The organism is Variovorax sp. 01T432, assembly GCF_056398605.1.
This window is the reverse complement of sequence record NZ_JBFTPS010000036.1, coordinates 39,722-61,466: the sequence shown is the minus strand read 5'-3', so window position 1 is coordinate 61,466 and position 21,745 is coordinate 39,722. Positions and strand designations below refer to the sequence as shown.

At 68.9% G+C, this 21,745-nt stretch carries 20 protein-coding genes and 1 riboswitch; of the genes, 16 read left to right on the top strand and 4 right to left on the bottom strand.

The window, feature by feature from the left end; translation table 11 throughout:
* The first annotated feature begins 4 nt into the window (after positions 1–4).
* From AC1DNF_RS24005 to AC1DNF_RS23965, 9 genes are all read left to right on the top strand, one after another.
* Positions 5–1,006, top strand: a complete 1,002-nt coding sequence (locus AC1DNF_RS24005; RefSeq protein WP_478151147.1) for an ornithine cyclodeaminase family protein — start codon at positions 5–7, stop codon at positions 1,004–1,006.
* 22 nt (positions 1,007–1,028) lie between these two features.
* Positions 1,029–1,835 (top strand): phosphate/phosphite/phosphonate ABC transporter substrate-binding protein, encoded by an 807-nt coding sequence (locus tag AC1DNF_RS24000; protein ID WP_478151146.1) that lies wholly within the window; start codon positions 1,029–1,031, stop codon positions 1,833–1,835.
* Positions 1,835–2,797 carry a Bug family tripartite tricarboxylate transporter substrate binding protein gene (locus AC1DNF_RS23995; protein ID WP_478151145.1) on the top strand — a complete coding sequence of 321 codons (963 nt, stop codon included), beginning with the start codon at positions 1,835–1,837 and terminating at the stop codon, positions 2,795–2,797. Before AC1DNF_RS24000 ends, AC1DNF_RS23995 begins: the two co-directional genes overlap by 1 nt.
* Positions 2,798–2,805: 8 nt before the next feature.
* The gene (locus tag AC1DNF_RS23990; RefSeq protein WP_478151144.1) at positions 2,806–3,381 is read left to right on the top strand and encodes a HutD/Ves family protein; all 576 of its coding nucleotides are present in this window, start codon (positions 2,806–2,808) and stop codon (positions 3,379–3,381) included.
* Positions 3,382–3,415: 34 nt separating this feature from the next.
* The gene (gene hutI, locus AC1DNF_RS23985; RefSeq protein WP_478151143.1) at positions 3,416–4,654 is read left to right on the top strand and encodes an imidazolonepropionase; all 1,239 of its coding nucleotides are present in this window, start codon (positions 3,416–3,418) and stop codon (positions 4,652–4,654) included.
* Positions 4,651–6,033: a formimidoylglutamate deiminase gene (locus tag AC1DNF_RS23980; RefSeq protein WP_478151142.1), complete on the top strand. Its 1,383-nt coding sequence runs from the start codon at positions 4,651–4,653 to the stop codon at positions 6,031–6,033. Before hutI ends, AC1DNF_RS23980 begins: the two co-directional genes overlap by 4 nt.
* Positions 6,030–6,866 carry an N-formylglutamate deformylase gene (gene hutG / locus AC1DNF_RS23975; protein WP_478151141.1) on the top strand — a complete coding sequence of 279 codons (837 nt, stop codon included), beginning with the start codon at positions 6,030–6,032 and terminating at the stop codon, positions 6,864–6,866. The genes AC1DNF_RS23980 and hutG overlap by 4 nt, the downstream gene beginning before the upstream one ends.
* Before the next feature lie 59 nt (positions 6,867–6,925).
* A complete protein-coding gene (locus AC1DNF_RS23970; RefSeq protein ID WP_478151140.1) occupies positions 6,926–7,972 on the top strand; it encodes a homocysteine S-methyltransferase family protein in 1,047 nt (348 codons plus the stop codon).
* A 111-nt stretch (positions 7,973–8,083) separates the two neighbouring features.
* On the top strand, positions 8,084–8,947 hold the full coding sequence (locus tag AC1DNF_RS23965) for an SH3 domain-containing protein (protein WP_478151139.1): 864 nt from the start codon (positions 8,084–8,086) through the stop codon (positions 8,945–8,947).
* 26 nt (positions 8,948–8,973) lie between these two features.
* On the opposite strand, the gene AC1DNF_RS23960 is transcribed toward AC1DNF_RS23965, so the two are convergent.
* Positions 8,974–9,861: a LysR family transcriptional regulator gene (locus AC1DNF_RS23960; protein ID WP_478151138.1), complete on the bottom strand. Its 888-nt coding sequence runs from the start codon at positions 9,859–9,861 to the stop codon at positions 8,974–8,976.
* A 97-nt stretch (positions 9,862–9,958) separates the two neighbouring features.
* Here AC1DNF_RS23960 and AC1DNF_RS23955 point away from each other — a divergent pair, with 97 nt between their 5' ends.
* Together AC1DNF_RS23955 and metH are read left to right on the top strand one after the other, a co-directional pair.
* Complete coding sequence (locus AC1DNF_RS23955; RefSeq protein ID WP_478151137.1) at positions 9,959–10,396, top strand: PACE efflux transporter; 438 nt, start codon at positions 9,959–9,961, stop codon at positions 10,394–10,396.
* 8 nt (positions 10,397–10,404) lie between these two features.
* A riboswitch (S-adenosyl-L-homocysteine riboswitch) is annotated at positions 10,405–10,501 on the top strand.
* 61 nt (positions 10,502–10,562) lie between these two features.
* The gene (gene metH / locus AC1DNF_RS23950) at positions 10,563–13,277 is read left to right on the top strand and encodes a methionine synthase (protein ID WP_478151157.1); all 2,715 of its coding nucleotides are present in this window, start codon (positions 10,563–10,565) and stop codon (positions 13,275–13,277) included.
* Between the two features lie 135 nt (positions 13,278–13,412).
* On the opposite strand, the gene AC1DNF_RS23945 is transcribed toward metH, so the two are convergent.
* The 3 genes from AC1DNF_RS23945 to AC1DNF_RS23935 all read right to left on the bottom strand — a co-directional run bounded on the left by AC1DNF_RS23945 (position 13,413) and on the right by AC1DNF_RS23935 (position 16,208).
* Positions 13,413–14,612: an amidohydrolase family protein gene (locus tag AC1DNF_RS23945; RefSeq protein ID WP_478151136.1), complete on the bottom strand. Its 1,200-nt coding sequence runs from the start codon at positions 14,610–14,612 to the stop codon at positions 13,413–13,415.
* Positions 14,558–15,322, bottom strand: a complete 765-nt coding sequence (locus AC1DNF_RS23940; protein ID WP_478151135.1) for a TetR/AcrR family transcriptional regulator — start codon at positions 15,320–15,322, stop codon at positions 14,558–14,560. Before AC1DNF_RS23940 ends, AC1DNF_RS23945 begins: the two co-directional genes overlap by 55 nt.
* A 112-nt stretch (positions 15,323–15,434) precedes the next feature.
* Complete coding sequence (locus AC1DNF_RS23935) at positions 15,435–16,208, bottom strand: ferredoxin--NADP reductase (protein ID WP_478151134.1); 774 nt, start codon at positions 16,206–16,208, stop codon at positions 15,435–15,437.
* Positions 16,209–16,441: 233 nt separating this feature from the next.
* On the opposite strand from AC1DNF_RS23935, the gene AC1DNF_RS23930 reads away from it, so the two are divergent.
* The 5 genes from AC1DNF_RS23930 (at position 16,442) to AC1DNF_RS23910 (ending at position 21,638) form a co-directional block, all read left to right on the top strand.
* Entirely contained in the window at positions 16,442–18,046 is a 1,605-nt protein-coding gene (locus AC1DNF_RS23930) for a 6-hydroxynicotinate reductase (RefSeq protein ID WP_478151133.1), read from the top strand.
* 14 nt (positions 18,047–18,060) lie between these two features.
* Positions 18,061–18,981 carry a UPF0280 family protein gene (locus tag AC1DNF_RS23925; protein ID WP_478151132.1) on the top strand — a complete coding sequence of 307 codons (921 nt, stop codon included), beginning with the start codon at positions 18,061–18,063 and terminating at the stop codon, positions 18,979–18,981.
* Positions 18,982–19,002: 21 nt separating this feature from the next.
* A complete protein-coding gene (locus tag AC1DNF_RS23920; RefSeq protein WP_478151131.1) occupies positions 19,003–19,644 on the top strand; it encodes an amino acid synthesis family protein in 642 nt (213 codons plus the stop codon).
* 130 nt (positions 19,645–19,774) lie between these two features.
* On the top strand, positions 19,775–20,359 hold the full coding sequence (locus AC1DNF_RS23915; protein ID WP_478151130.1) for an amino acid synthesis family protein: 585 nt from the start codon (positions 19,775–19,777) through the stop codon (positions 20,357–20,359).
* Between the two features lie 67 nt (positions 20,360–20,426).
* On the top strand, positions 20,427–21,638 hold the full coding sequence (locus AC1DNF_RS23910; RefSeq protein ID WP_478151129.1) for an ABC transporter substrate-binding protein: 1,212 nt from the start codon (positions 20,427–20,429) through the stop codon (positions 21,636–21,638).
* The last annotated feature ends 107 nt before the right edge of the window (positions 21,639–21,745 follow it).

Below are 21,745 nucleotides of genomic sequence, written 5' to 3'. Positions count from 1 at the left end.
GCACATGTCCGAGATTTACCTTCACTATCTGAACCACCCCGACGTCCAGGCACTGGCGATGACCGATGCCGAGATCATCGCGGCGGTCGAGGACGGGCTGCTGGCACAAGGCCGCGGCGAGACCACCATCGAGCCGCGCATGCACTTGGTGCCGGAGAAGGACTACCCCGGCCACTTCAACGTGCTGCGCGGCTACGTGCGCCCGCTCGGCGTGGCCGGCGTGAAGGTGGTGGGCGACTTCTATCGCAACTACCAGGTCGGACTGCCCTCGGAGCTGGCGATCCTGAACCTGTTCGATCCGAAGACGGGCGTGCCGGTCGCCATCATCGATGCCTCCGACATTACCGATATGCGCACCGGCGCCGTGACGGCCATCGGCGCGAAGCACCTGGCGCGCAAGGATTCGAAGATCCTCGGCCACATCGGCGCGCGCGGCACCTCCTACTGGAACGTGCGCCTGCTCCATTCGATCTTCAAGTTCGACGAGATCCGCGTGCACTCGCGGCGCCCCGAGAGCCGCAATGAATTCGCGCAGCGGCTGGAGCGTGACCTGGGCATGAAGATCACGGTGACGGATGATTGGGAGTCCTGTGTTCGCGGCGCCGACATCGTGGTCGAGGCCTCGCGGCTGGAGAAGCCCGAGCCGATGCTCAAGACCGAGTGGATCAAGAAGGGCGCCTGCGTCATTCCCTACGGGACGATGAGCGCGGTCGAACTGTCGCTGACCGACATCATGTCCAAGATGGTGATGGACGACTGGGGCCAGGCCAAGGCCGGTCCGTTCGGCGCGCTGCGCGCGCATGTCGACAGCGGCCGGCTGTCGGAGAAGACGCTCCACGCCGAGCTCGGACAGATCGTGGCCGGCCTGAAGCCCGGCCGCGAGAGCGAGGACGAGACCAATCTCTTCTGGCATCGCGGCCTGTCGCTGTCGGACATCGCGCTCGGCGCGGCCATGCTCGCGAAGGCGAAGAGCATGGGCCTCGGGCAGCAGCTGCGCTTCCGCTGAACGCGACCCGCGGGAGCCTGCCTTGACGCTCGTTGCCAATGCGCGGATGTACTCCGCCACCGCGTCGGCCCATGCCGACTGGAAGCGGCTCTTCGCCTGGGTGCTCGAGCGCGCGGGTCTCGGCTGGGAAGTCATCGACCACGACGCGCCGGCGCCGCTGTCGGCGCTGTGGGCGCGCGAGGACCTGGGCCTCGCGATGATGTGCGGGCTGCCGTTCTCCCAGCGCGCGACGCGGCCCGTGCTGGTGGCCGCGCCACTGCCCTCGCCGGCGCGCTATGGCGGCAGGCCGGTCTATTTCACCGACATCGTGGTGCGCGCCGACTCGGCCTGTCAGCGCCTGGAAGACAGCTTCGGCGGTGTCGTCGGCTACACGCTCGCCGACTCGATGTCCGGCGGCGTGGCGCTGCGCCATCATCTCGCGCCGTATCGCGCGACGCGCTCTTCGCGGCTCTACCGCGCGGCCGTCGGCAATCTCATTCACGCGCGCGGCGTGATCGAGGCGCTGGCCGCGGGGACCATCGACGTCGGTCCGCTCGACAGTTACTACCACGACCTGCTGCGTCGCAACGAGCCGGCGCTCGCGGCGCAGGTGCGCGTCATCGCCAGCACGCAGGCCATGCCGATCCCGCCGCTGGTGGCGACCGCGGCGTTGACGCCCGATGAACTCGCGCGCCTGCGCGACGCGCTGCGCGCGGTGGCGAGCGCGCCGGAACTCGGCGCCGTCACGGAACGCTTGTTGCTTGCCGGGTTCGTCGTACCCGACGTCGCGGATTACGACCTGCTCGCCGCGATCGCCCTGCATGCCATTCCACCCTTCGAGGAACTTTGATGAAGCGTCTTGCCTTCCTGTTGACCGTTCTGTTGACCGCCGCACCCTTCGCGGCCCACGCGCAGACCTATCCGGCCAAGCCGGTCCATCTGGTCGTGCCCTTCGCGCCCGGCGGCCCGGCCGACGTGCTGGGCCGCGTGCTGGGCCAGGACCTCTCCGACACCCTGGGCCAGCCCTTCGTGGTCGACAACAGGGTCGGCGCGGCCGGCAACATCGGCGTCGACCTGATCGCCAAGGCCGCGCCCGACGGCTACACGCTGGGGATCGTGCCGGCCGGCAACATCGCGGTGAATCCGAGCCTCTTTCCTTCGCTGCCATACAAGGCCGGCGACCTCCAGCCGATCGCGATGCTCGGCACGGTCGAGAACGTGCTGGTCGTAAACAACGAAGTGCCCGCGAAGAACCTGCAGGAACTGCTGGCGCTGGCGAAGAAGAAGCCGGGCACGCTGAGCTTCGCCTCGCCCGGCGCGGGCAGCCAGGCCCACCTGGCTGGGGAACTCATGGCGCTCGACGCCGGCGTCCAGCTGATCCACGTCCCCTACAAGGGCATCGGCCCGGCGCTCAATGACGTGATCGGCGGCCAGGTGACGATGATGTTCGGCGCGATGTCCGCCGTGCTCCCGCAGATCAAGGCCGGCAAGCTGCGCGCGCTCGGTGTCGCGAGCCTCCGGCGCTCCGCCGCCTTGCCGGAGTTGCCGACCATCGCCGAGCAGGGGCTGCCGAAATTCGAGGCGGTTTCCTGGTACGCGCTCATGGCGCCGACCGGCACGCCCGCGGCCATCATCGACAAGCTCAACGCCGAAAGCGCGCGCATGCTCGCCAAGCCGGCCATGAAGGATAAGTTCACGGCACTGGGCATGGAGCCCGGCGGCGGCAAGCCGCGGGAGCTCGCCGCCAGGATTGAGGCGGAAAGTGTTCGTTGGGGCGAAGTGATCCGGAAGCGGGGCATCAAGCCGGAATAATCGGAGAAATGGCATTACGGAATTTCTCACGCAAGACCCTCCCCGAAACCCCATGGAAGAACGGGGGCGGCACCACACGGGAGATCGCCTCCTGGCCCGCGGGCGCGGCGCCGGGCGACTTCGGCTGGCGCGTCAGCATCGCGACCATCGCGGCGGCCGGCCCCTTCTCGGTGTTCGAGGGCGTGGACCGCACGATCATGCTGATCGACGGTGACGGCGTGCGGCTGCGTTCCGAGGATGGCGCCATCGATCACCCGCTCAACGTGCCGAATCTTCCCTTCGCATTCAGCGGCGATGCGGCGATCGATTGCACGCTGTTTGGCGGCGAATCGACCGATTTCAACGTGATGACGCGGCGCGGCGCATGGCGCGCCGATGTGCAGGTGATCCGTCGCGCAACTTCCATCGAGGCCTCGCCGCACGGCGTGCTGATGGCATTGCGCGGCGACTGGCATGTGAAGGTGGGCGGAGCGAAATGCCGCCAGGGCGACGGCGTGTGCTGGATCGACGAGCCACGCAGCTGGCAAGCCATGCCCACGGGTTCCGGCGCGCTGCTGATCGCGGTGCGCATCGTGCCCGCCTAGCTGCACAAGAACTCTTCAAGGACCCGAGACACGCATGAAACCCGCGAGTGAATATCCGTCCGCGGACGGCCTCTGGACCGGCCTCAAGCTCGCGCCCGGCGCGGCGCCCGATGCCCCGCTTGCCGCCGGCGCGGAGGCGGCGATCGTGGTGGCGCGGGGGACGATCCAGTGGATCGGCGAACCCGACGCCGTGCCGTCCGCTTTCGCCGGAGGGCCTCGTCACGAAGGCGGCGGCGCGCTCGTCACGCCGGGTCTGGTCGATTGCCACACGCATCTCGTCTACGGCGGCCAGCGCGCCAGCGAATTCGCGATGCGGCTCGCGGGCGCGAGCTACGAGGAGGTGGCGCGGGCCGGCGGCGGCATCGTGTCGTCCGTGCGGGCGACGCGTGAAGCCGACGAGGACACGCTGTTCGCGCAGGCCGCGCCCAGGCTGGAGCAGCTGCTCGCCGACGGCGTCTGCGCCATCGAGATCAAGTCCGGCTACGGGCTCGCGCTCGAACACGAGCGCAAGCAGCTGCGCGTCGCGCGGCGGCTGGGCGAGGCCTACGGCGTCACGGTGCGCACCACCTTCCTGGGCGCCCATGCCCTGCCGCCCGAATACGCGGGGCGCAGCGGGGACTACATCGAGCTTGTCTGCAAGAGCATGCTGCCGGCACTGGTGGCCGAGGGGCTGGTCGATGCCGTCGACGTGTTCTGCGAGCGCATCGCGTTCTCGCTGGAGGAGACCGAGCGCGTGTTCCTCGCCGCCGGCGCGCTCGGCCTGCCGGTCAAGCTGCATGCGGAGCAGCTCTCCGACATGGGCGGCGCGGCGCTGGCGGCGCGCCATGGGGCGCTGTCGTGCGACCACATCGAGCACCTGTCGGCGCAAGGCATCGCGGCCATGCGCGAAGCGGGGACGGTGGCGGTGCTGCTGCCGGGGGCCTACTACACGCTGCGGGACACGCACTTGCCGCCCATCGATGCGCTGCGCGCCGCGGGCGTGCCGATGGCCGTCTCCACCGATCACAACCCGGGGACCTCGCCCGTGCTGAGTCTGCTGCTGATGGTGAACATGGCTTGCACGCTGTTCCGCCTCACGGTGCCGGAGGCGCTGGCGGGGGTGACCGTGCATGCGGCCAGGGCCCTGGGACTGCAGGATTCGCATGGGGTCATCCGGGTGGGGCTGCCCGCCAACTTCGTGTTGTGGAATGTGCGCGAGGCGGCGGAACTGGCCTATTGGTTCGGGCAGCGGCCCGTCAAGCGGATCGTCCGGCAGGGGCGGGTCGCGTCGTGAGCGCATCCCTCTTCGCGGCCAGCGCCTTGCTCCCCACGGGCTGGGCCTCCAATGTCCTGCTCGGCTGGAACGAGGCGGGCGAGCTGACGCAGGTGCGGCCGGACGCACGGCCGTCGGGCGACTCGCCGGTGGCCGGGGGCCCCGTCATTCCCGGCACGCCGAACCTCCACTCCCATGCCTTCCAGCGCGCCTTCGGCGGGCTCACCGAGTTCCGCGGCGCGGCGCAGGATAGCTTCTGGAGCTGGCGCACCCTGATGTACCGCTTCGCCGCGCGGCTCTCCCCCGAACAGGTGGAGGCGATCGCCACCTGGCTCTATGTCGAGATGCTCGAAGCCGGCTACACCGCCGTGTGCGAGTTCCACTACCTTCACCATGACATCGACGGCAAGCCTTACGCCGATGACGCGGAACTGGCGCTGGCATTGCTGCGCGCCGCGCGGCGCAGCGGCATCGGCCTCACGCTGCTGCCCGTGCTCTACCAGGCCAGCGGCTTCGGCGGCTTGCCGCCCGGCGAAGGGCAGCGCCGCTTCATCCGCTCGACCGATTCGATGCTGCGCCTGCTGGAGCGCCTGCGTCCCCTGTGCGAGGCGCAGGGCGGCCGGCTCGGTCTCGCGCCGCATTCGCTGCGCGCGGTGCCGCCCGCGGCCTTGCGCGAGGCGCTCGCGGGGCTGGATGCCATCGACGCGACCGCGCCCATCCACATTCACATCGCCGAGCAGACGGCGGAGGTCGATGCCTGTCTCGCGTGGAGCGGCCAGCGGCCCGTCGCGTGGCTGCTCGACCATGCGGCGGTCGACGCGCGATGGTGCCTGGTGCATGCCACGCACATGGACGCGGACGAATACCGCTGCGCCGCGGCGAGCGGCGCCGTCGCCGGCCTGTGCCCGACCACCGAGGCCAACCTGGGCGACGGCATCTTCGATCTCGGGGCCTGGCGCGCGGCGGCGGGCCACTGGGGCGTCGGTTCGGACAGCCATGCCTGCGTCAGCGCGGCGGAGGAACTGCTGATGCTCGAATACAGCCAGCGCCTGGCCACGCGCCAGCGCAACGTCGGCGCCGATGCGGCGCAGCCCTCCGTCGCGACCGCGATGACGCTCGCGGCGGCGAGCGGCGGCGCACGGGCTTCGGGCCGCGCGGTGGCCGGCCTGCAAGAAGGCCAGCAGGCCGACTTCGTCGTGCTCGATGCGCGGCATCCGGCGCTGCAAGGCCTGCCGGCCGTCGACATGCTCTCGGGCCATGTCTTCGCGAGCCATCGCACGAATGCCATCGACGCGGTGTGGGTGGCCGGACGCCCTGTCGTATCGGCCGGCCGCCACCCGCATCACGACAGCGCCGCGGCGGCCTTCGTCGCCGCGCGCGCACAATTGTTGAAACCATGAACTTCCAGACCACCGAGCCTCCTTTCCGCTTTCACCAGGGCACGCAGCCGCTGTTGATATCGATGCCGCATGTCGGCACGCACGTGCCCCCCGACCTGGCCGCGCGCCTGACCGACGAGGCGCGCCAGGTGCCCGACACCGACTGGCACCTGGAGCGGCTCTACGGCTTCGCCGAGGCGATGGGCGCATCGGTGCTCGCGGCCACGCATTCGCGCTACGTGATCGACCTCAACCGCCCGCCGGATGGCGCGAGCCTCTACCCCGGCCAGAGCGTGACCGGCCTGTGCCCGATCGACACCTTCGATTCCACGCCGGTCTACCGCGACCCGGCCGACCTGCCGGGCGAGCCGGAAGTCGCCGCGCGGCGCGATGCCATCTGGTACCCCTACCACCGCCAGCTCGAAGCCGAACTCGCCCGCCTGAAGGCGGCGCACGGCGCCGTGGTGCTGTGGGATGCGCATTCGATCCGCTCGGTGCTGCCGCGCTTCTTCGACGGCAAGCTGACCGATCTGAACTTCGGCAGCGCCAGGGGCGCGAGCTGCGATCCGGGGCTCTCCAGCGCATTGATGGCCATCGCCGATACCGTGCCGGGCCACACGGCGGTGTTGAATGGCCGCTTCACGGGCGGCCACATCACGCGGCAGCACGGCCACCCGGAGAAGGGCGTGCATGCCATCCAGCTCGAGATGACGCAGTGCAGCTACATGCGGGAAGCCCTGCCTTTCGAGTACCTGCCGGAAGTGGCGGGCCGCATCCAGCCTTACCTGCACCGCATGGTCGAGGCGGCGCTCGCCTTTGCCCTGGCGCAAGCGCGAGGCGCCACCAGGGCCTGATCCGGCGCCCATGCCCGCCCGGGATGGAGGGGCGGGGCGCGCTCCCTACAATCCGGGCCATGAAGCCCGTCGTCTATACCCGCGCCCAGCAACTGCCCGGCATCCTGGCCCAACGCATCGTCATCCTCGATGGCGCGATGGGCACGATGATCCAGCGCTTCAAGCTGACGGAGGCGCAATACCGCGGCGAGCGCTTCAAGGATTTTCCGCGCGACGTCAAGGGCAACAACGAGCTGCTCTCGCTGACGCGGCCGGATGTGATCCGCGACATCCATGAGGGCTACCTCGCCGCCGGCGCCGACCTGATCGAAACCAACACCTTCGGCGCGACCCGCATCGCGCAAGAGGACTACAAGATGGCCGATCTCGCCCGCGAGATGAACCTCGAATCCGCCCGGCTGGCGCGCGCGGCCTGCGACAAGTTCAGCACGCCGGACAAGCCGCGCTTCGTCGTCGGCGCCCTCGGCCCGACGCCCAAGACCGCGAGCATCAGCCCCGACGTCAACGACCCCGGCGCGCGCAACGTGAGCTTCGAGGAGCTGCGCGCCTCCTACTACGAGCAGGTCGAGGCGCTGGTCGAGGGCGGCGCCGACGTGCTGCTGGTCGAGACCATCTTCGACACGCTCAACGCCAAGGCCGCGCTGTTCGCGATCGACGAATACTTCGACAACAGCGGCGAGCGCCTGCCCCTGATCATCAGCGGCACCGTGACCGATGCCTCGGGCCGCATCCTCAGCGGCCAGACCGTGACGGCCTTCTGGCACAGCGTGCGGCACGCGCGGCCGATGGCCATCGGCCTCAACTGCGCGCTCGGCGCGGCCCTGATGCGCCCCTACATCCAGGAACTGGCGCGGGTGGCGGACGACACCTTCATCAGCTGCTACCCGAACGCCGGCCTGCCCAACCCGATGAGCGAGACCGGCTTCGACGAGACGCCGGCCGTGACCTCGCGCCTGCTGCACGAGTTCGCGGCCGAAGGGCTGGTCAACATCGTGGGCGGCTGCTGCGGCACGACGCCGGAGCACATCGCGGCCATCGGGCAGGCGGTGGCGCCGATCGCGGGGCGCGCGCTCCACCGCGCGGCCTTCTACAGCGAAGCGGCCTGACCGGGACGTCGGGCGGGCAGGACGGGGCGGGGCGAGGCCCCGGGACGCGGTCGTGGCTGATTGACAACATGTCGAGCGCCAGCCTAGGCTGACCGCAAAGGAACCTATCCCATGTTCAAGTACGCCAAACGTTGGATCGCCATCGGCGCCTTCACCCTTGCCTTGCCGGTTGCCGCGTCGGCGCAGCAGGCCTTCGCGCGAGGTGCGGTGAACCTGCGCGCCGGGCCTTCGGCCAACTACCCGCTCGTCGCGCAACTGGGACCGGGCCAGCCGGTCGAGGTGATGGGTTGCACCAACGGCTACGGCTGGTGCGACGTCGTGCTGCCCGATGGCCTGCGCGGCTGGGTTTATGCGCAAAGCCTCGACTACGCCTACGAAGATCGGCGCGTCCCGCTCGCGACCTACGGCGCCCTCATCGGCGTGCCCATTGTCAGCTTCGTGATCGGCAGCTATTGGTCAGACTACTACCGCGACCGGCCCTGGTATGGCGACCGCCGCTGGTGGCGCGGCGGTCCGCCACCGCCGGCTGCCGGCTGGCACCCGCCGCCGCCGGCGCGTCCGGAATGGCGGCCCCAGCCGTTTCGTCCCGGCCCCGGCTTCGCGCCGCAGCCCGGCTACAGGCCGCAGCAGCGGCCGCCCGCCGTCCAGCAGCCGCACGAGAACATCATGCGACCGCAATTCGCTCCGGGTCGGGAGATGCGGCAACCGCGGGCCGCGCCTGAAATGCGGCCGCAGCAGCGCGCGCCGGAAGTGCAGCCAGCCCGACCGAGCCCCCAGGTGCGGCAGCCCCCCGCAGCCCAGATGCGATCCCAGCAACCCGGGGGCCGCCCGGCCGCCGGCGGCCCACCGCCCGGCRCCGCACGCCCGCAGGGAGGAGGTGGCCGACCCGGCGGTGGGGGCGGSCGCCCGCAGGAGGCGGGCGGTGGCGCGCCCSGCGGCGAGCCGCCGCCGAACATCATGGCGCCGCGTCGATAGAACGCGACCATCGCGCCTGATCGCGCTCAGTCCTTCTTGCGCGCGATGAGCGCGACGAAGCGCTGGGCGCCCAGGCCGAGCGGTCGTTCGCGCGACCACACGACGTCCACCCACAGGTCCAGCCCGTTCGACAGGTTCTCGAAGGGGATCTCGACCAGCGCACCGGCGGCGACGTGCGGGCGGACGAAGTTGCGCGGCAGCCAGCCCCAGCCGAGGCCCGCCGTGAGCAGGCTCAGCGCCGCGAGCGCGTTGTCGGCGCGCCAGACGTGGCGCGCGAAGACGAAGCGCGGGTCGCTGGTGGCGAGATCGCGCCCCGCCACCACGATCTGCCGCGTGGTCGTCAGGTGCTCCTCGCGCAGGCGCCCGCCGGCGGCGGCCAGGACCGGATGGTCGGGCGCCATCACCGCGACCATCGTGTCGTTGGCCACTTCCTGAAAGCCCTCCCGGCCGTCGAGGCTCGGGCGCTCGAACACCAGCGCGAGCTGCGCGCGGCCGCTGTGCAGCAGCTCCAGCGCGTCGGCCTGCGGGGCCGCCAGCACCTCGACTTCCAGCAGCGGGTATTCCTGCGCCAGCGCGGCCAGGGGACCGCTCCAGGGCGCGGCCAGCAGTTCGGGCGCGATCGCCAGCGTGAGCCGGTTCTCGAGGCCCTGCGTCAGCGCGAGCGCCTGGACTTGGAGCTGCTTCAACTGGGCGGCGAGCAGCCGCGCCTGCGGCTCCAGCGAGCGCGCCGCGGGCGTGGGCTGCGGTTCGCGGCCGGCGCGGTCGAACAGCGGCAGGTCGAGCTCGGCCTCCAGGGTCGCGATCGCCATGCTGACGGCCGAAGGAACCCTGCGCAGCGCCCGCGCCGCGGCCGAGAAGGAGCCGTGGTCGAGCACGGCGAGGAACACCTGGACGTTGTCGCTGGAAAAGCTCATGCCGGCCTATCTATCAAATTTTCTGAAGGAACATGACTTTTTATATCAGAGATGCGCACATAAAGTCGCTGCAAACATCGATCAAGAAGGAAGATTCATGCAAGGGCTCAAGCGCCGCGTCGTCTACATCACGCTCTACGAAGGCATTGCCATCGTCGCGGCCAGCGTCGGGCTTTCGCTCGTCTCGGGGCAGGGGATGGGCCATTCGGGCGTGCTGGCGGTCGTCGCGTCGGTGATCGCCGTGGTCTGGAATCTGGCCTTCAATGCCCTGTTTGAGCGCTGGGAGTCGCGCCAGGCGGTGCGCGGGCGCGGCGTGCGGCGGCGCATCGCCCATGCGGTCGGCTTCGAGGGCGGGCTCATCGCCTTCCTGGTGCCGATGTTCGCCTGGGGGCTGGGCGTGAGCCTCTGGCAGGCGCTGGTGATGGACCTGGGCCTGGTCGCGTTCTTCCTGGTCTACACCTTCGTCTTCAACTGGGTCTTCGACCTTCTGTTCGGCTTGCCCGCATCGGCGGCCGGGGCGGCGCAGCCGGCGTAAAATCCGCGCTCCCCAAGGAGCGTTGCAGCGCGGGCCGTCGCCATTCGACGGCGCCGCGTCAGGCTTGGGCTTCCAGCCACTGGATTGCAACGACGCTCGCCTGAACCCACGTTGCGCAGGTGAGCCCATGTCTACTTCCGATTCTTCCGCCCTCCCGGTCCCCTCCATGAAGCTGTCCGGCCTCGAGCCCGTGCAGATCGGCGAGGGCACGCTGTTCGTCAACATCGGCGAGCGCACCAACGTCACCGGCTCCAAGGCCTTCGCGCGAATGATCCTCAACGGCCAGTTCGAGGAAGCGCTGGCCGTGGCCCGCCAGCAGGTCGAGAACGGCGCGCAGGTGATCGACATCAACATGGACGAGGCCATGCTCGACAGCAAGGCCGCGATGGTGCGCTTCCTGAACCTGATCGCGAGCGAGCCCGACATCGCGCGCGTGCCGATCATGGTCGACAGCTCCAAGTGGGAAGTGATCGAGGCCGGCCTGCGCTGCATCCAGGGCAAGGGCATCGTCAACTCCATCAGCATGAAGGAGGGCGAGGCGCAGTTCATGCACCAGGCCAGGCTCGTGCGGCGCTACGGCGCGGCGGCGGTCGTCATGGCCTTCGACGAGAAGGGCCAGGCCGACACCTACGAGCGCAAGATCGAGATCTGCGAGCGCGCCTACCGCCTGCTGGTCGACGAGATCGGCTTTCCGCCCGAGGACATCATCTTCGACCCCAACATCTTCGCGATCGCCACCGGCATCGAGGAGCACAACAACTACGCCGTCGACTTCATCAACGCCGTGCGCTGGATCAAGCAGAACCTGCCGGGCGCCAAGGTGTCGGGCGGCGTGTCGAACGTGAGCTTCAGCTTCCGCGGCAACGACCCGGTGCGCGAGGCGATCCACACCGTGTTCCTGTACCACGCGATCAAGGCGGGCATGGACATGGGCATCGTGAACGCGGGCATGGTGGGCGTCTACGACGACCTGGAGCCGACGCTGCGCGAGCGCGTGGAAGACGTGGTGCTCAACCGCCGCCCCGACGCCGGCGAGCGCCTGGTCGAGGTGGCCGAGAGCGCGAAGAGCGGCGCCAAGGACGAGAGCAAGAAGCTCGAATGGCGCGGCACGCCGGAGAACTTCGTGCACGTCAACCAGCGGCTCTCGCATGCCATGGTGCACGGCATCACGGACTTCATCGTCGAGGACACCGAGGAGGCCTACCAGCAGATCCTGGCCACGGGCGGGCGGCCGCTGCACGTGATCGAGGGCCCGCTGATGGCCGGCATGAACATCGTCGGCGACCTGTTCGGCCAGGGCAAGATGTTCCTGCCGCAGGTGGTGAAGTCGGCGCGCGTGATGAAGTCCGCCGTGGCCCACCTGATTCCCTACATCGAGGAAGAAAAGCGCCAGGACGAAGCCGCGGGACGCGACGTCCGCACCAAGGGCAAGATCGTCATCGCCACCGTCAAGGGCGACGTGCACGACATCGGCAAGAACATCGTCACCGTCGTGCTCCAGTGCAACAACTTCGAGGTGGTGAACATGGGCGTGATGGTGCCCTGCCACGAGATCCTCGCGCGGGCGAAGGTCGAGGGCGCGGACATCGTCGGGCTCTCGGGCCTGATCACGCCCAGCCTGGAAGAGATGCAGTACGTCGCCGGCGAGATGCAGAAGGACGATCATTTCCGCATCCGGAAGATCCCGCTCATGATCGGCGGCGCCACCACCAGCCGGGTGCACACGGCGGTCAAGATCGCGCCGCACTACGAAGGGCCGGTGGTCTACGTGCCCGATGCATCGCGCAGCGTGAGCGTGGCGCAGTCGCTGCTGTCCGACCAGGCCACCAGCTACATCGACGAGCTCAACGCCGACTACGACAAGGTGCGGCTGCAGCACGCCAACAAGAAGCAGACGCCCATGTGGCCGCTCGCCAAGGCGCGGGCGAACAAGACGCCGATCGACTGGTCGAGCTACACGCCGCCGGTGCCCAAGTTCATCGGCCGCCGCGTGTTCAGGAACTTCGACCTGAGCGAACTCGCCAGGTACATCGATTGGGGGCCGTTCTTCCAGACCTGGGATCTGGCGGGTCCGTTCCCGGCCATCCTGAAGGACGAGATCGTCGGCACCGAGGCCGTGCGCGTCTACGCCGACGGCCAGCGCATGCTCAAGCGGCTGATCGAAGGGCGCTGGCTGACCGCCAGCGGCGTGGTCGGCTTCTGGCCGGCCAACACGGTGAACGACGACGACATCGTGCTGTACACCGACGAGTCGCGCACCGAGGTGGCGCTCACCTGGTACGGCATGCGCCAGCAGACCGAGAAGCAGGTGATCGAAGGCGTGATGCGTCCGAGCCGCTGCCTGGCCGACTTCGTCGCGCCGCGCGAGAGCGGGCTCAAGGACTATGTGGGCGTGTTCGCGGTCACGGCAGGCCTGGGCGTCGAGAAGAAGGAGAAGTATTTCCTGGACGATCTCGACGACTACTCGGCCATCATGCTGAAGGCGCTGGCCGACCGGCTGGCCGAAGCCTTCGCCGAGGCGCTGCACCACCGGGCGCGCACCGACCTGTGGGGCTACGCGGCCGACGAGGGCTTGAGCATCGAAGACATGATCCGCGAGAAGTACCGCGGCATCCGGCCGGCGCCGGGCTACCCCGCCTGCCCCGACCACAGCGTGAAGCGGCAGATGTTCGAGCTGTTGAACTGCAACGAGATCGGCATGATCCTGACGGAAAGCCTTGCCATGATGCCTGCGGCCAGCGTGAGTGGTTTCCAGCTGAGCCATCCCGCCGCGACCTACTTCAACGTCGGCAAGATCGGGCGCGACCAGCTGCAGGACATGGCCGCGCGCCGCACGGAGAGCGAATCCGACCTCGAACGGCTCCTCGCGCCGAATCTTTGACTCACCCCCAAGGCTTCGCGCACTTCGTGTCGCTGCGCCTTCCCCCTCACCGGGGGCAACATCGGCGGCCCGGCGGAGCCGGTTCCGCGGTGTTTCTGGGCTCACCCGGCCCAGGCTTGGCCGGACCGGCGTCGCTCAGTGGGCGCCGGAGACCACGGTGGGCACCTCGGTGGCGGGGGGCGTGTTGCGGCTGCGGCCGCAGCGCACGATGCCGTCGATCATCACCATGCCGACGCCCGGGAGGTCGCCGAGCCGCACGCTTTCGAGCAGGCCCGCCGCCGGCGAGTGCTGCGCGCGGTCCATGAAGACGAAGTCCGCGTCGCGGCCGACCTCGATCAGGCCGCAGTTGAGCTTGCGGATGCGCGCCGTGTTGCCGGTCGCGAAGCAGAACACCAGCTCGGCCGGGATGTTGGCGATCGACGACAGCATCGCCACCATGCGCAGGATGCCCAGCGGCTGAACACCCGAACCGGCCGGCCCGTCGGTGCCGAGGATCACGCGGTGCGGACACTTCAGGTCCAGCGCCGCCCTGGCCGCCGCGATGGCGACACGCTCGTTGCCGTTGTGCACGATCTCGATCGCGCGCGAGGACTTCTCGCACAGCTCGCACACGTGCGCCTCGGGCAACGAGGTATGGCCACCGTTGATGTGGCCGATGATGTCGGCGTCGGCTTCGAGCACCACATCCTTGTCGATCAGGCCCGAACCGGGAATCGAGGGGCCGCCCGTGTGGATGGTGCTCTGGATGCCGTACTTGCGCGCCCAGGCCACCATCTCTTTGGCCTCGTAGCCCGCCTTGACCGAGCCCAGGCCGACCTCGCCGAGCAGCCCGACGCCGGCCTCGGCCAGCTCCTTGAAATCGCTCTCGACCATGCCCTTCTCGATCACCGGCGCGCCGGCCAGCACCTTGACGCCGCCGGGGCGGAAGTTGTCGAAGGCGCGCTGCGCGGTGATGGCCAGCGCCTTCAGGCCCACGATGTCCTTCGGCCGGCCGGGCAGGTGCACCTCGCCGGCGGAGATCATGGTGGTGACGCCGCCGTTCATCGTCGAATCGATCCAGCCGAGCTGGCTCTGGCGCGGCGTCCAGTCGCCGAACACGGGGTGCACGTGGCTGTCGATCAGGCCGGGCGCCACGCAGGTCCCGCGCACGTCGATCACGGTCTGCGCGCCTTCGAGGTCGCAGTCCTTCTCCTTGCCGACCGCGACGATCAGTCCGTCGTTGACGACGATCGTGTCGGCGTCGAGGATCGGCTTGTCGATGTCGCCCGAGAGCAGCAGGCCTATGTTCCGGATGACGACCTTGCCCGACTTTGCGCCGGTTGCGACTTCTGCCATTTCTTTGCCTCGTGGGGTGGGGTGGTTTGTGTTTCCGCGTCGGAAGCGCCCGCGTCGACCGTGCGCAGCACGGTTTCGATCACGAAGTCTTCCCAGTGCGCGACGGCCTCCGGCGTCTCCAGGGGCTCGCCCAGGAAGGCGGTCAGCGTGTGCCGGTTCGACGTGTAGAAGTAGCCGGTCGACGCGATCAGCAGGTAGAGATCGCGCGCCGCCACGTCGCCGCGGAACAGGCCCTGCTCGGCGCCGCTCTCCAGCAGCTTCTGGATGATCGAGATGGCCCGCGAGGAATACTCGCGCGCGCGCAGCGACTTCGCGACGTGCCGGCCCTTGTGCAGGTTCTCGGTGTTCAGCAAGGTGACGAACTCGGGGTTCTTGCGGTAGTAGCCGAGCACGAAGCGGATCACCGCCGTCAATGCCTCGACCGGCCGCGTCGCATCGAGGTCGATCGCCGCCTCGGCATCGTCCATGCGCCGGTAGATGCCTTCGAGCACGGCGATGAAGAGGCCTTCCTTGCTGCCGAAGTAGTAGTAGATCATCCGGTCGTACGACTTGGCGGCCTTGGAGATCTTCTCGACGCTGCCGCCGTCGTAGCCGTACTTGGCGAACACCTTCGTGGCCGCCTTCAGGATGCTGTCGCGCGTGGCCTGCGCGGCCGCCTCGCGCACGCCGGTGCGGCGTGTCGGCTTCGCGGCGGCCTTGCGCTCGGCCATCATCGACTCCTGCGCAAGGCGGCCCAGCGGCCGCCGCCGGGCCGCCCCAAGGCGAGCCGCGCCTCCCCCCCGCGGGGTGGCGAAGCACACGAAGTGGCAAGCCGGGGGGCTGTCATTTCTCGGCGAAGGCGCGTTCGACCACGAAGTCGCCGGGAGTCGAGGTGTTGCCTTCCTTGAAGCCGCGCGCTTCGAGGATGTGCCTCGCATCGACCAGCAGGCCCGGGCTGCCGCAAAGCATCACCCGGTCTTCGGCGGGATTGAGCGGCGGCAGGCCGAGGTCGTCGGTCAGCTTGTTGTTCTCGATCAGGTCGGTGATGCGGCCCATGTTGCGGAACTCTTCGCGCGTGACAGTCGGGTAGTAGAGCAGCTGCTTCGCGATCATCTCGCCCAGGAATTCATGCTTGGGCAGGTGGTCCGTCACGAGGTCGTGGTACGCCAGCTCATCGACCTGGCGCACGCCGTGCACCAGGATGACCTTCTCGAATTTCTCGTAGGTGTCGGGGTCGCGGATGATGCTCATGAACGGTGCGAGGCCTGTGCCGGTGCCGAACAGGTAGAGCCGCTTGCCGGGCAGCGTGTAGTCGATCAGCAGGGTGCCCGTGGGCTTGCGGCCGACGATGACGGTGTCGCCCACCTGGATGTGCTGCAGCTTCGAGGTGAGGGGGCCTTCCTCGACCTTGATGCTCAGGAACTCAAGATGTTCCTCGTAGTTGGGGCTCACGATGCTGTACGCCCGCAGCAAGGGCTTGTTGTTGACCTTGAGGCCGATCATCGTGAAATGGCCGTTCGAGAAACGCAGCGCGGGGTCGCGCGTGGTGGTGAAGGTGAACAGGCGGTCGGTCCAATGGTGGACGCTCAACACGCGTTCTTCGCTGAAAGCACTCATAGGGATCAGGGCTGGTTATGAATGAAAGGGAACCCGCCGATTGTCGGCGACCGCCGCGAAAACACCATTGCAAGCATCGGACCTGTTTGCTACATTGACCTTCAATGTAGTGATTGCCACATGAAAGTGTAGGGAATGCTACACAAACGTCAATTCCGGCACAAGCGGGTTCCCGGCACATTTGTTGCACACCCGTCTGTCTCCATTGGCCCGTTCTCCACGAGATCCCCGCGATGACCGAACACACGAAGACAGACGGATTGCCCGGCATGGACATGCCGGTGATGCCCGAGGCCACCGGCCGGGCGCCCCTGCGCAACGAGCGCATGAACGCGGCCAAGGTCGAGTGCAACGCCTGCCCGGTGCTGTGCCAGATCTCCGAGGGGCGCACCGGCGCCTGCGACCGCTATGCCAACCGCGAAGGCGTGCTGGTGCGCGTCGACCCAGTCGTGCTGCTGCGCCGCGAACTGGCGAGCGAATCCCCGGCGCTCGTTGCCTTCGCGAAGTCGGGGGCGGCCGAGACGCCATCGGCCGATCCCGACTGGAACGGCGATCTCCTGCACGCCGACGAGGTCTTCGTGACCGGCGTGGGCTCCTCCACCACCTATCCCGACTACAAGCCGGCGCCCTTCATCGTCGCCTCGAAGGCGCAGGGCGTGGACATGGTCACGGTCGTCACCGAGGGCATCTTCAGCTACTGCAGCTTCAAGGTGAAGATCGACACCGACCGCTTCCTGGGCGCCGAGCAGGCCAATGTGCGCTATCGCGGCGAAGTCGTCGGCCATGTCACCACGGCCGAATACGGCTCCCAGATGCTGTCGCTCGGCGGCGTGCACCACCTCACCGGCGGCAGCAAGAAGGAGGGCCGCATGACGGTCGAGCTGATGCAGCTGCTGGGCAACAAGAAGCCCGTCGAATGCGTGATCGACGGCGGCGCCAGCATGGTGATCCAGGCCGGCCGCGCGCCCATCGTCAACGGCGTCGAGGAGAAGCGCATGCGCGTGGGTTGCGGCTCGGCGGCCATCGGCATCTTCGCGCGCCAGTTCTTCGGCCAGGCCGACGAGGTGGTGGTGGTCGACGACCACATCACCGGCGTGCTGACCGAGCACCAGGCCGGGCGCTGTCTCGACATGCTGCCCTCGGGCATCCAGATGCGCGGGCGCAAGTCGACGCCGGGGCGCTACTTCCAGGTGGCCAACCCCGGCAACGGCTGGGGCGGCACCGACATCGACGATCCGCTCTCCATCATCGAAGGCTGGGAGGAGGGCGTGGCGCGCCCGGGCCTGCGCCTGCTGATGACTTCGACCACCGGCGAGCATGCGCAGTGGTACGTGCTCGACGAGCAGCTGCGGCCGGTCGAGCAGGAGATGCCGGCGGAGGTGCGCCGCATCGTCGCGCGCATCGGCGAGAACTGCGAGCCATCGCTGTGCAGCGTGCTCTTCCTCGGCGGCGCGGGCGGCAGTCTGCGCGCCGGCGTCACCGAGAACCCGGTGCTGCTGACGCGCGCGATCAAGCGCGCGCTGGTCAACGTGACCTGCGGCGGCGCGCCCGCCTATGTGTGGCCGGGCGGCGGCATCACGGTGATGGTGGATGTGCTGCGCATGCCGGACGACAGCTTCGGCACGGTGCCCACGCCGGCAATCGTCGCGCCGATCGAGTTCAGCATGCGGCGCGACGATTACGCCGCCCTCGGCGGTCACATGGAGCATGTGTTCTCGCTCGAGCAGGCGCTGGCGCGTGGCGCCTGGCAGGCCGACGGCGCGCCGCTCGCGCGCCAATGGCTGCGCATGGACGCCGCCAATCCCTGGCCTCTTGGGCAAGCCCCGATGCTCGGCTGAATGGACCTCCTCCCATGAGCGCCCAACGCAGCGCACTCGAAGGCGGCCGCTGGCACCTGAACCACGGTCCGATCGATATCGTGGCCGAGGCGCACGGTGAGGCCGCGGCCGTCGCCGCCGCGCACGAATCGGCGTGGCAGCGCTTCGGCACGGTGCTCGGCGAACTGGTGGCGGAGCTGCCCTTGCTGCGGCAGCCCGTGGGCGCGGCCTGCCCGCTGCAGGGCCGTGTCGCGTGGCGCATGTGGCAGGCTTGCGCGCCGTTCCGCGCCGGCTTCATCACGCCGATGGCGGCCGTCGCGGGCGCGGTCGCGCAGGAGCTCATCGCCTGCTACGAGCGCCCCGGCGTCGAGCGGGCGTGGATCAACAACGGCGGCGATATCGCGCTGCATCTTGCGCCCGGCCAGTCCGCGCGCGTCGGGCTGTTCGCCGACCTCGCCCGCTTCGATCCGAGCGACGGCGCGCCGCTCGCGACCGATGGCCAGTTCGAGGTCGGCGCCGCGCTGCCGGTGCGCGGCATCGCCACCAGCGGCTGGCGCGGGCGCAGCTTTTCGCTCGGCATCGCCGACAGCGTGACCGTGCTCGCGGCCACCGCCGCGCAAGCGGATGCGGCGGCCACCGTCATCGCCAACGCCGTGAACGTCGACGACCCCGGCATCCACCGCCTGCCCGCGAGCGCGTGCAAGGACGACAGCGACCTGGGCGACATCCCGGTGACCACGGGCGTCGCGATCCTCGCGCCCGCGCAGGTGCGCCGCGCGCTGGATGCGGGCGCCGCGCGCGCCGCCGCGCTGCAGCGCGGCGGGCTCGTGTGGTCCGTCGTGCTCGTTTGCCAGGGGCAGTGGCGGCTCGTCGAGCCTTTAAGCTCGCAGGATCCCGGCGCCCCGCGCCTGGCGGACCGAAGTGCCGACGATGCAGTTGGTTCAGTATTTGCTTAACGAAAAGCAGGGCTTCTTTTCATGATCGATATACGTCGCGTCTTCACCCATGTCGAGCACATCCACCACGAGTTCGGGCCGCGCGCCGCGACGCCGCTGGTGCGTGGCGCCATCGGCGCCGTGCTGACCAATCCTTTCGCGGGCCGCTACGAGCCCGACATCCTGCCGATGATGAGCCTGCTCGATCCCGTGGGCCTCGACATGGCGCACCGGCTGCACGCCGCGATGGGCGTGCCGCTGGAGCAGATCGCGACCTACGGCAAGGGGGCCATCGTCGGGGCGGAGGGCGAGCTTGAGCATGGCGCGCTGTGGCACGTGCCCGGCGGCTATGCCATGCGCGAGCTGCTCGGCTGGAAGGGCGACCGCAATGCCTACCGCAAGGGCGAGGCGGAAGAGAAGACGGGGCAGCCCGCGAATGCGCTGTCGATCGTGCCCTCGACCAAGAAGGTGGGGCCGCCCGGCGCCACGCTCGACGTACCGCTCACCAACATCAACGCCAGCTACGTGCGCGGCCAGTTCGATGCGATCGAAGTGCGCGTGCCCGGCGCGCCGGCGGCGGACGAGATCGTGTTCATCCTCGCGATGTCCACCGGCTACCGCATCCACGAGCGCGTCGGCGGCCTGCGCGCCGAGAACATCACCAAGTGGGATGGATTGAGATGAAACACCCCCGAAGCGCCTGCGGCGCCTCCCCCTCAAGGGGGCGATACCGGCGGTCCGGCAAAGCCGTTGTGGCCGCTGCCGGCTTGAACCGCCTGCGTCGGTTCCCAACGAAATGAACAAAGGAAAGTCAATGAAGGCCAACATTCGCAAGCTCGTCGTTCAGGTCGACGAGACCCGCAAGGAAATGGGCAAGACCATCGAGCCGCCGGCGCGCCGCGCGGTCGCCATCGCGGTGATCGAGAACCCCTACGCCGGCCGCTACAGCGAATCGCTCGACGAGCTGATCGCGATCGGCGAGGAGCTGGGCGCGCTGCTCGGGCAGAAGGCCGTGCAGGCGCTGGGCATCGAACCGGGCCAGGCGCAGAGCTACGGCAAGGCCGCGATCGTCGGCGAAGGCGGCGAGCTCGAACACGCCGCCGCCATCCTCCATCCCAAGCTGGGCGCGCCGCTGCGCCTGGCGGTGGAGAAAGGCGCGGCGCTCGTGCCTTCCAGCAAGAAGCGCGGCACGCTCGGCACCGCCATCGACGTGCCGCTCGGCCACAAGGACGCGGCCTTCGTGCGCAGTCATTTCGACGCCATCGAGGCCCGCGTGTCGGACGCGCCCCGCGCCAACGAGATCGTCGTCGCGGTCGCCGTCACCGACAGCGGCCGGCCGCTGGCCCGCATCGGCGGCCTGCAGGTCTCCGAGATCAAGGGCGAGGATGGTCTTCGCTGACCGTCCGATCCCGCTGCATCCTTCCAGCCGCACCTCTTTCTTCCGTTCGACCTCCAGGAGTTTTTTGATGAATCCATTGCGTCATGTGTTCACCGCGGCCGCTGTCGCCACGCTCGCCACCGCACTCGTCCCGGCGCACGCGCAGGGCGTGATCAAGATCGGCGAGATCAACAGCTACAAGGCGCAGCCCGCCTTCCTCGAGCCCTACAAGAAGGGCATGGAACTGGCGGTCGACGAGATCAATGCCGCGGGCGGCGTCAACGGCAAGAAGATCGAACTCATCAGCCGCGACGACAACGCCAACCCCGGCGACGCCGTGCGCGTGGCCGAGGAACTGGTCTCGCGCGAGAAGGTCGACATGCTGACCGGCACCTTCCTGTCGAACACCGGCCTGGCCGTGGCCGACTTCGCCAAGCAGAAGAAGTTCTTCTTCCTCGGTGGCGAGCCGCTGACCGACAAGATGACCTGGCAGGGCGGCAACCAGTACACCTTCCGCCTGCGCCCCGGCACCTACATGCAGGCCGCGATGCTGGTGCCCGAAGCGGTCAAGCTCAAGAAGAAGCGCTGGGCCGTCGTGTACCCCAACTACGAATATGGCCAGTCTGCCGTGGCCGCCTTCAAGCAGCTCATGCAGGCCGCGCAGCCCGACGTGGAATTCGTCGCCGAGCAGGCCACGCCGCTCGGCAAGGTCGATGCCGGCAGCGTGGTGCAGGCGCTGGCCGATGCCAAGCCCGACGCCATCTTCAACGTGCTCTTCGGCGCCGACCTCTCCAAGTTCGTGCGCGAAGGCAACACGCGCGGCCTCTTCAAGGACCGTGAAGTGGTGAGCGTGCTGACCGGCGAGCCCGAGTACCTGGACCCGCTCAAGGACGAGGCCCCCAACGGCTGGATCGTCACCGGCTACCCCTGGTACGGCATCACGACGCCCGCGCACAAGGCCTTCGAGCAGGCCTACCAGGCCAAGTTCAAGGACTACCCGCGCCTGGGCTCGGTGGTGGGCTACAGCATGATCAAGTCAGCCGCCGCGGGCATCGCCAAGGCCAAGAGCACCGACACCGAGAAGCTGGTTGCCGCCTTCAAGGGCCTGCAGGTGGACACGCCCTTCGGCAAGATCACCTACCGCCCCGAAGACCATCAGTCGACGATGGGGGCCTTCGTGGGCCGCACCAAGAACGAGGGCGGCAAGGGTGTGATGGTGGACTACGTCTACCTCGACGGTGCGGATGCGAAATACCAGCCCTCCGCTGCCGACGTCAAGAAATCGCGCGCCGCCGATTGACATGTTGCTCGCCCCCAGGCTGCGCGCACTTCGTGTCGCTTCGCCCTTCCCCCGGCGGGGGCGGGCCGGCCGCTTCGGGCGGCCGGGCGCGGCGGCCCTCTCGCATG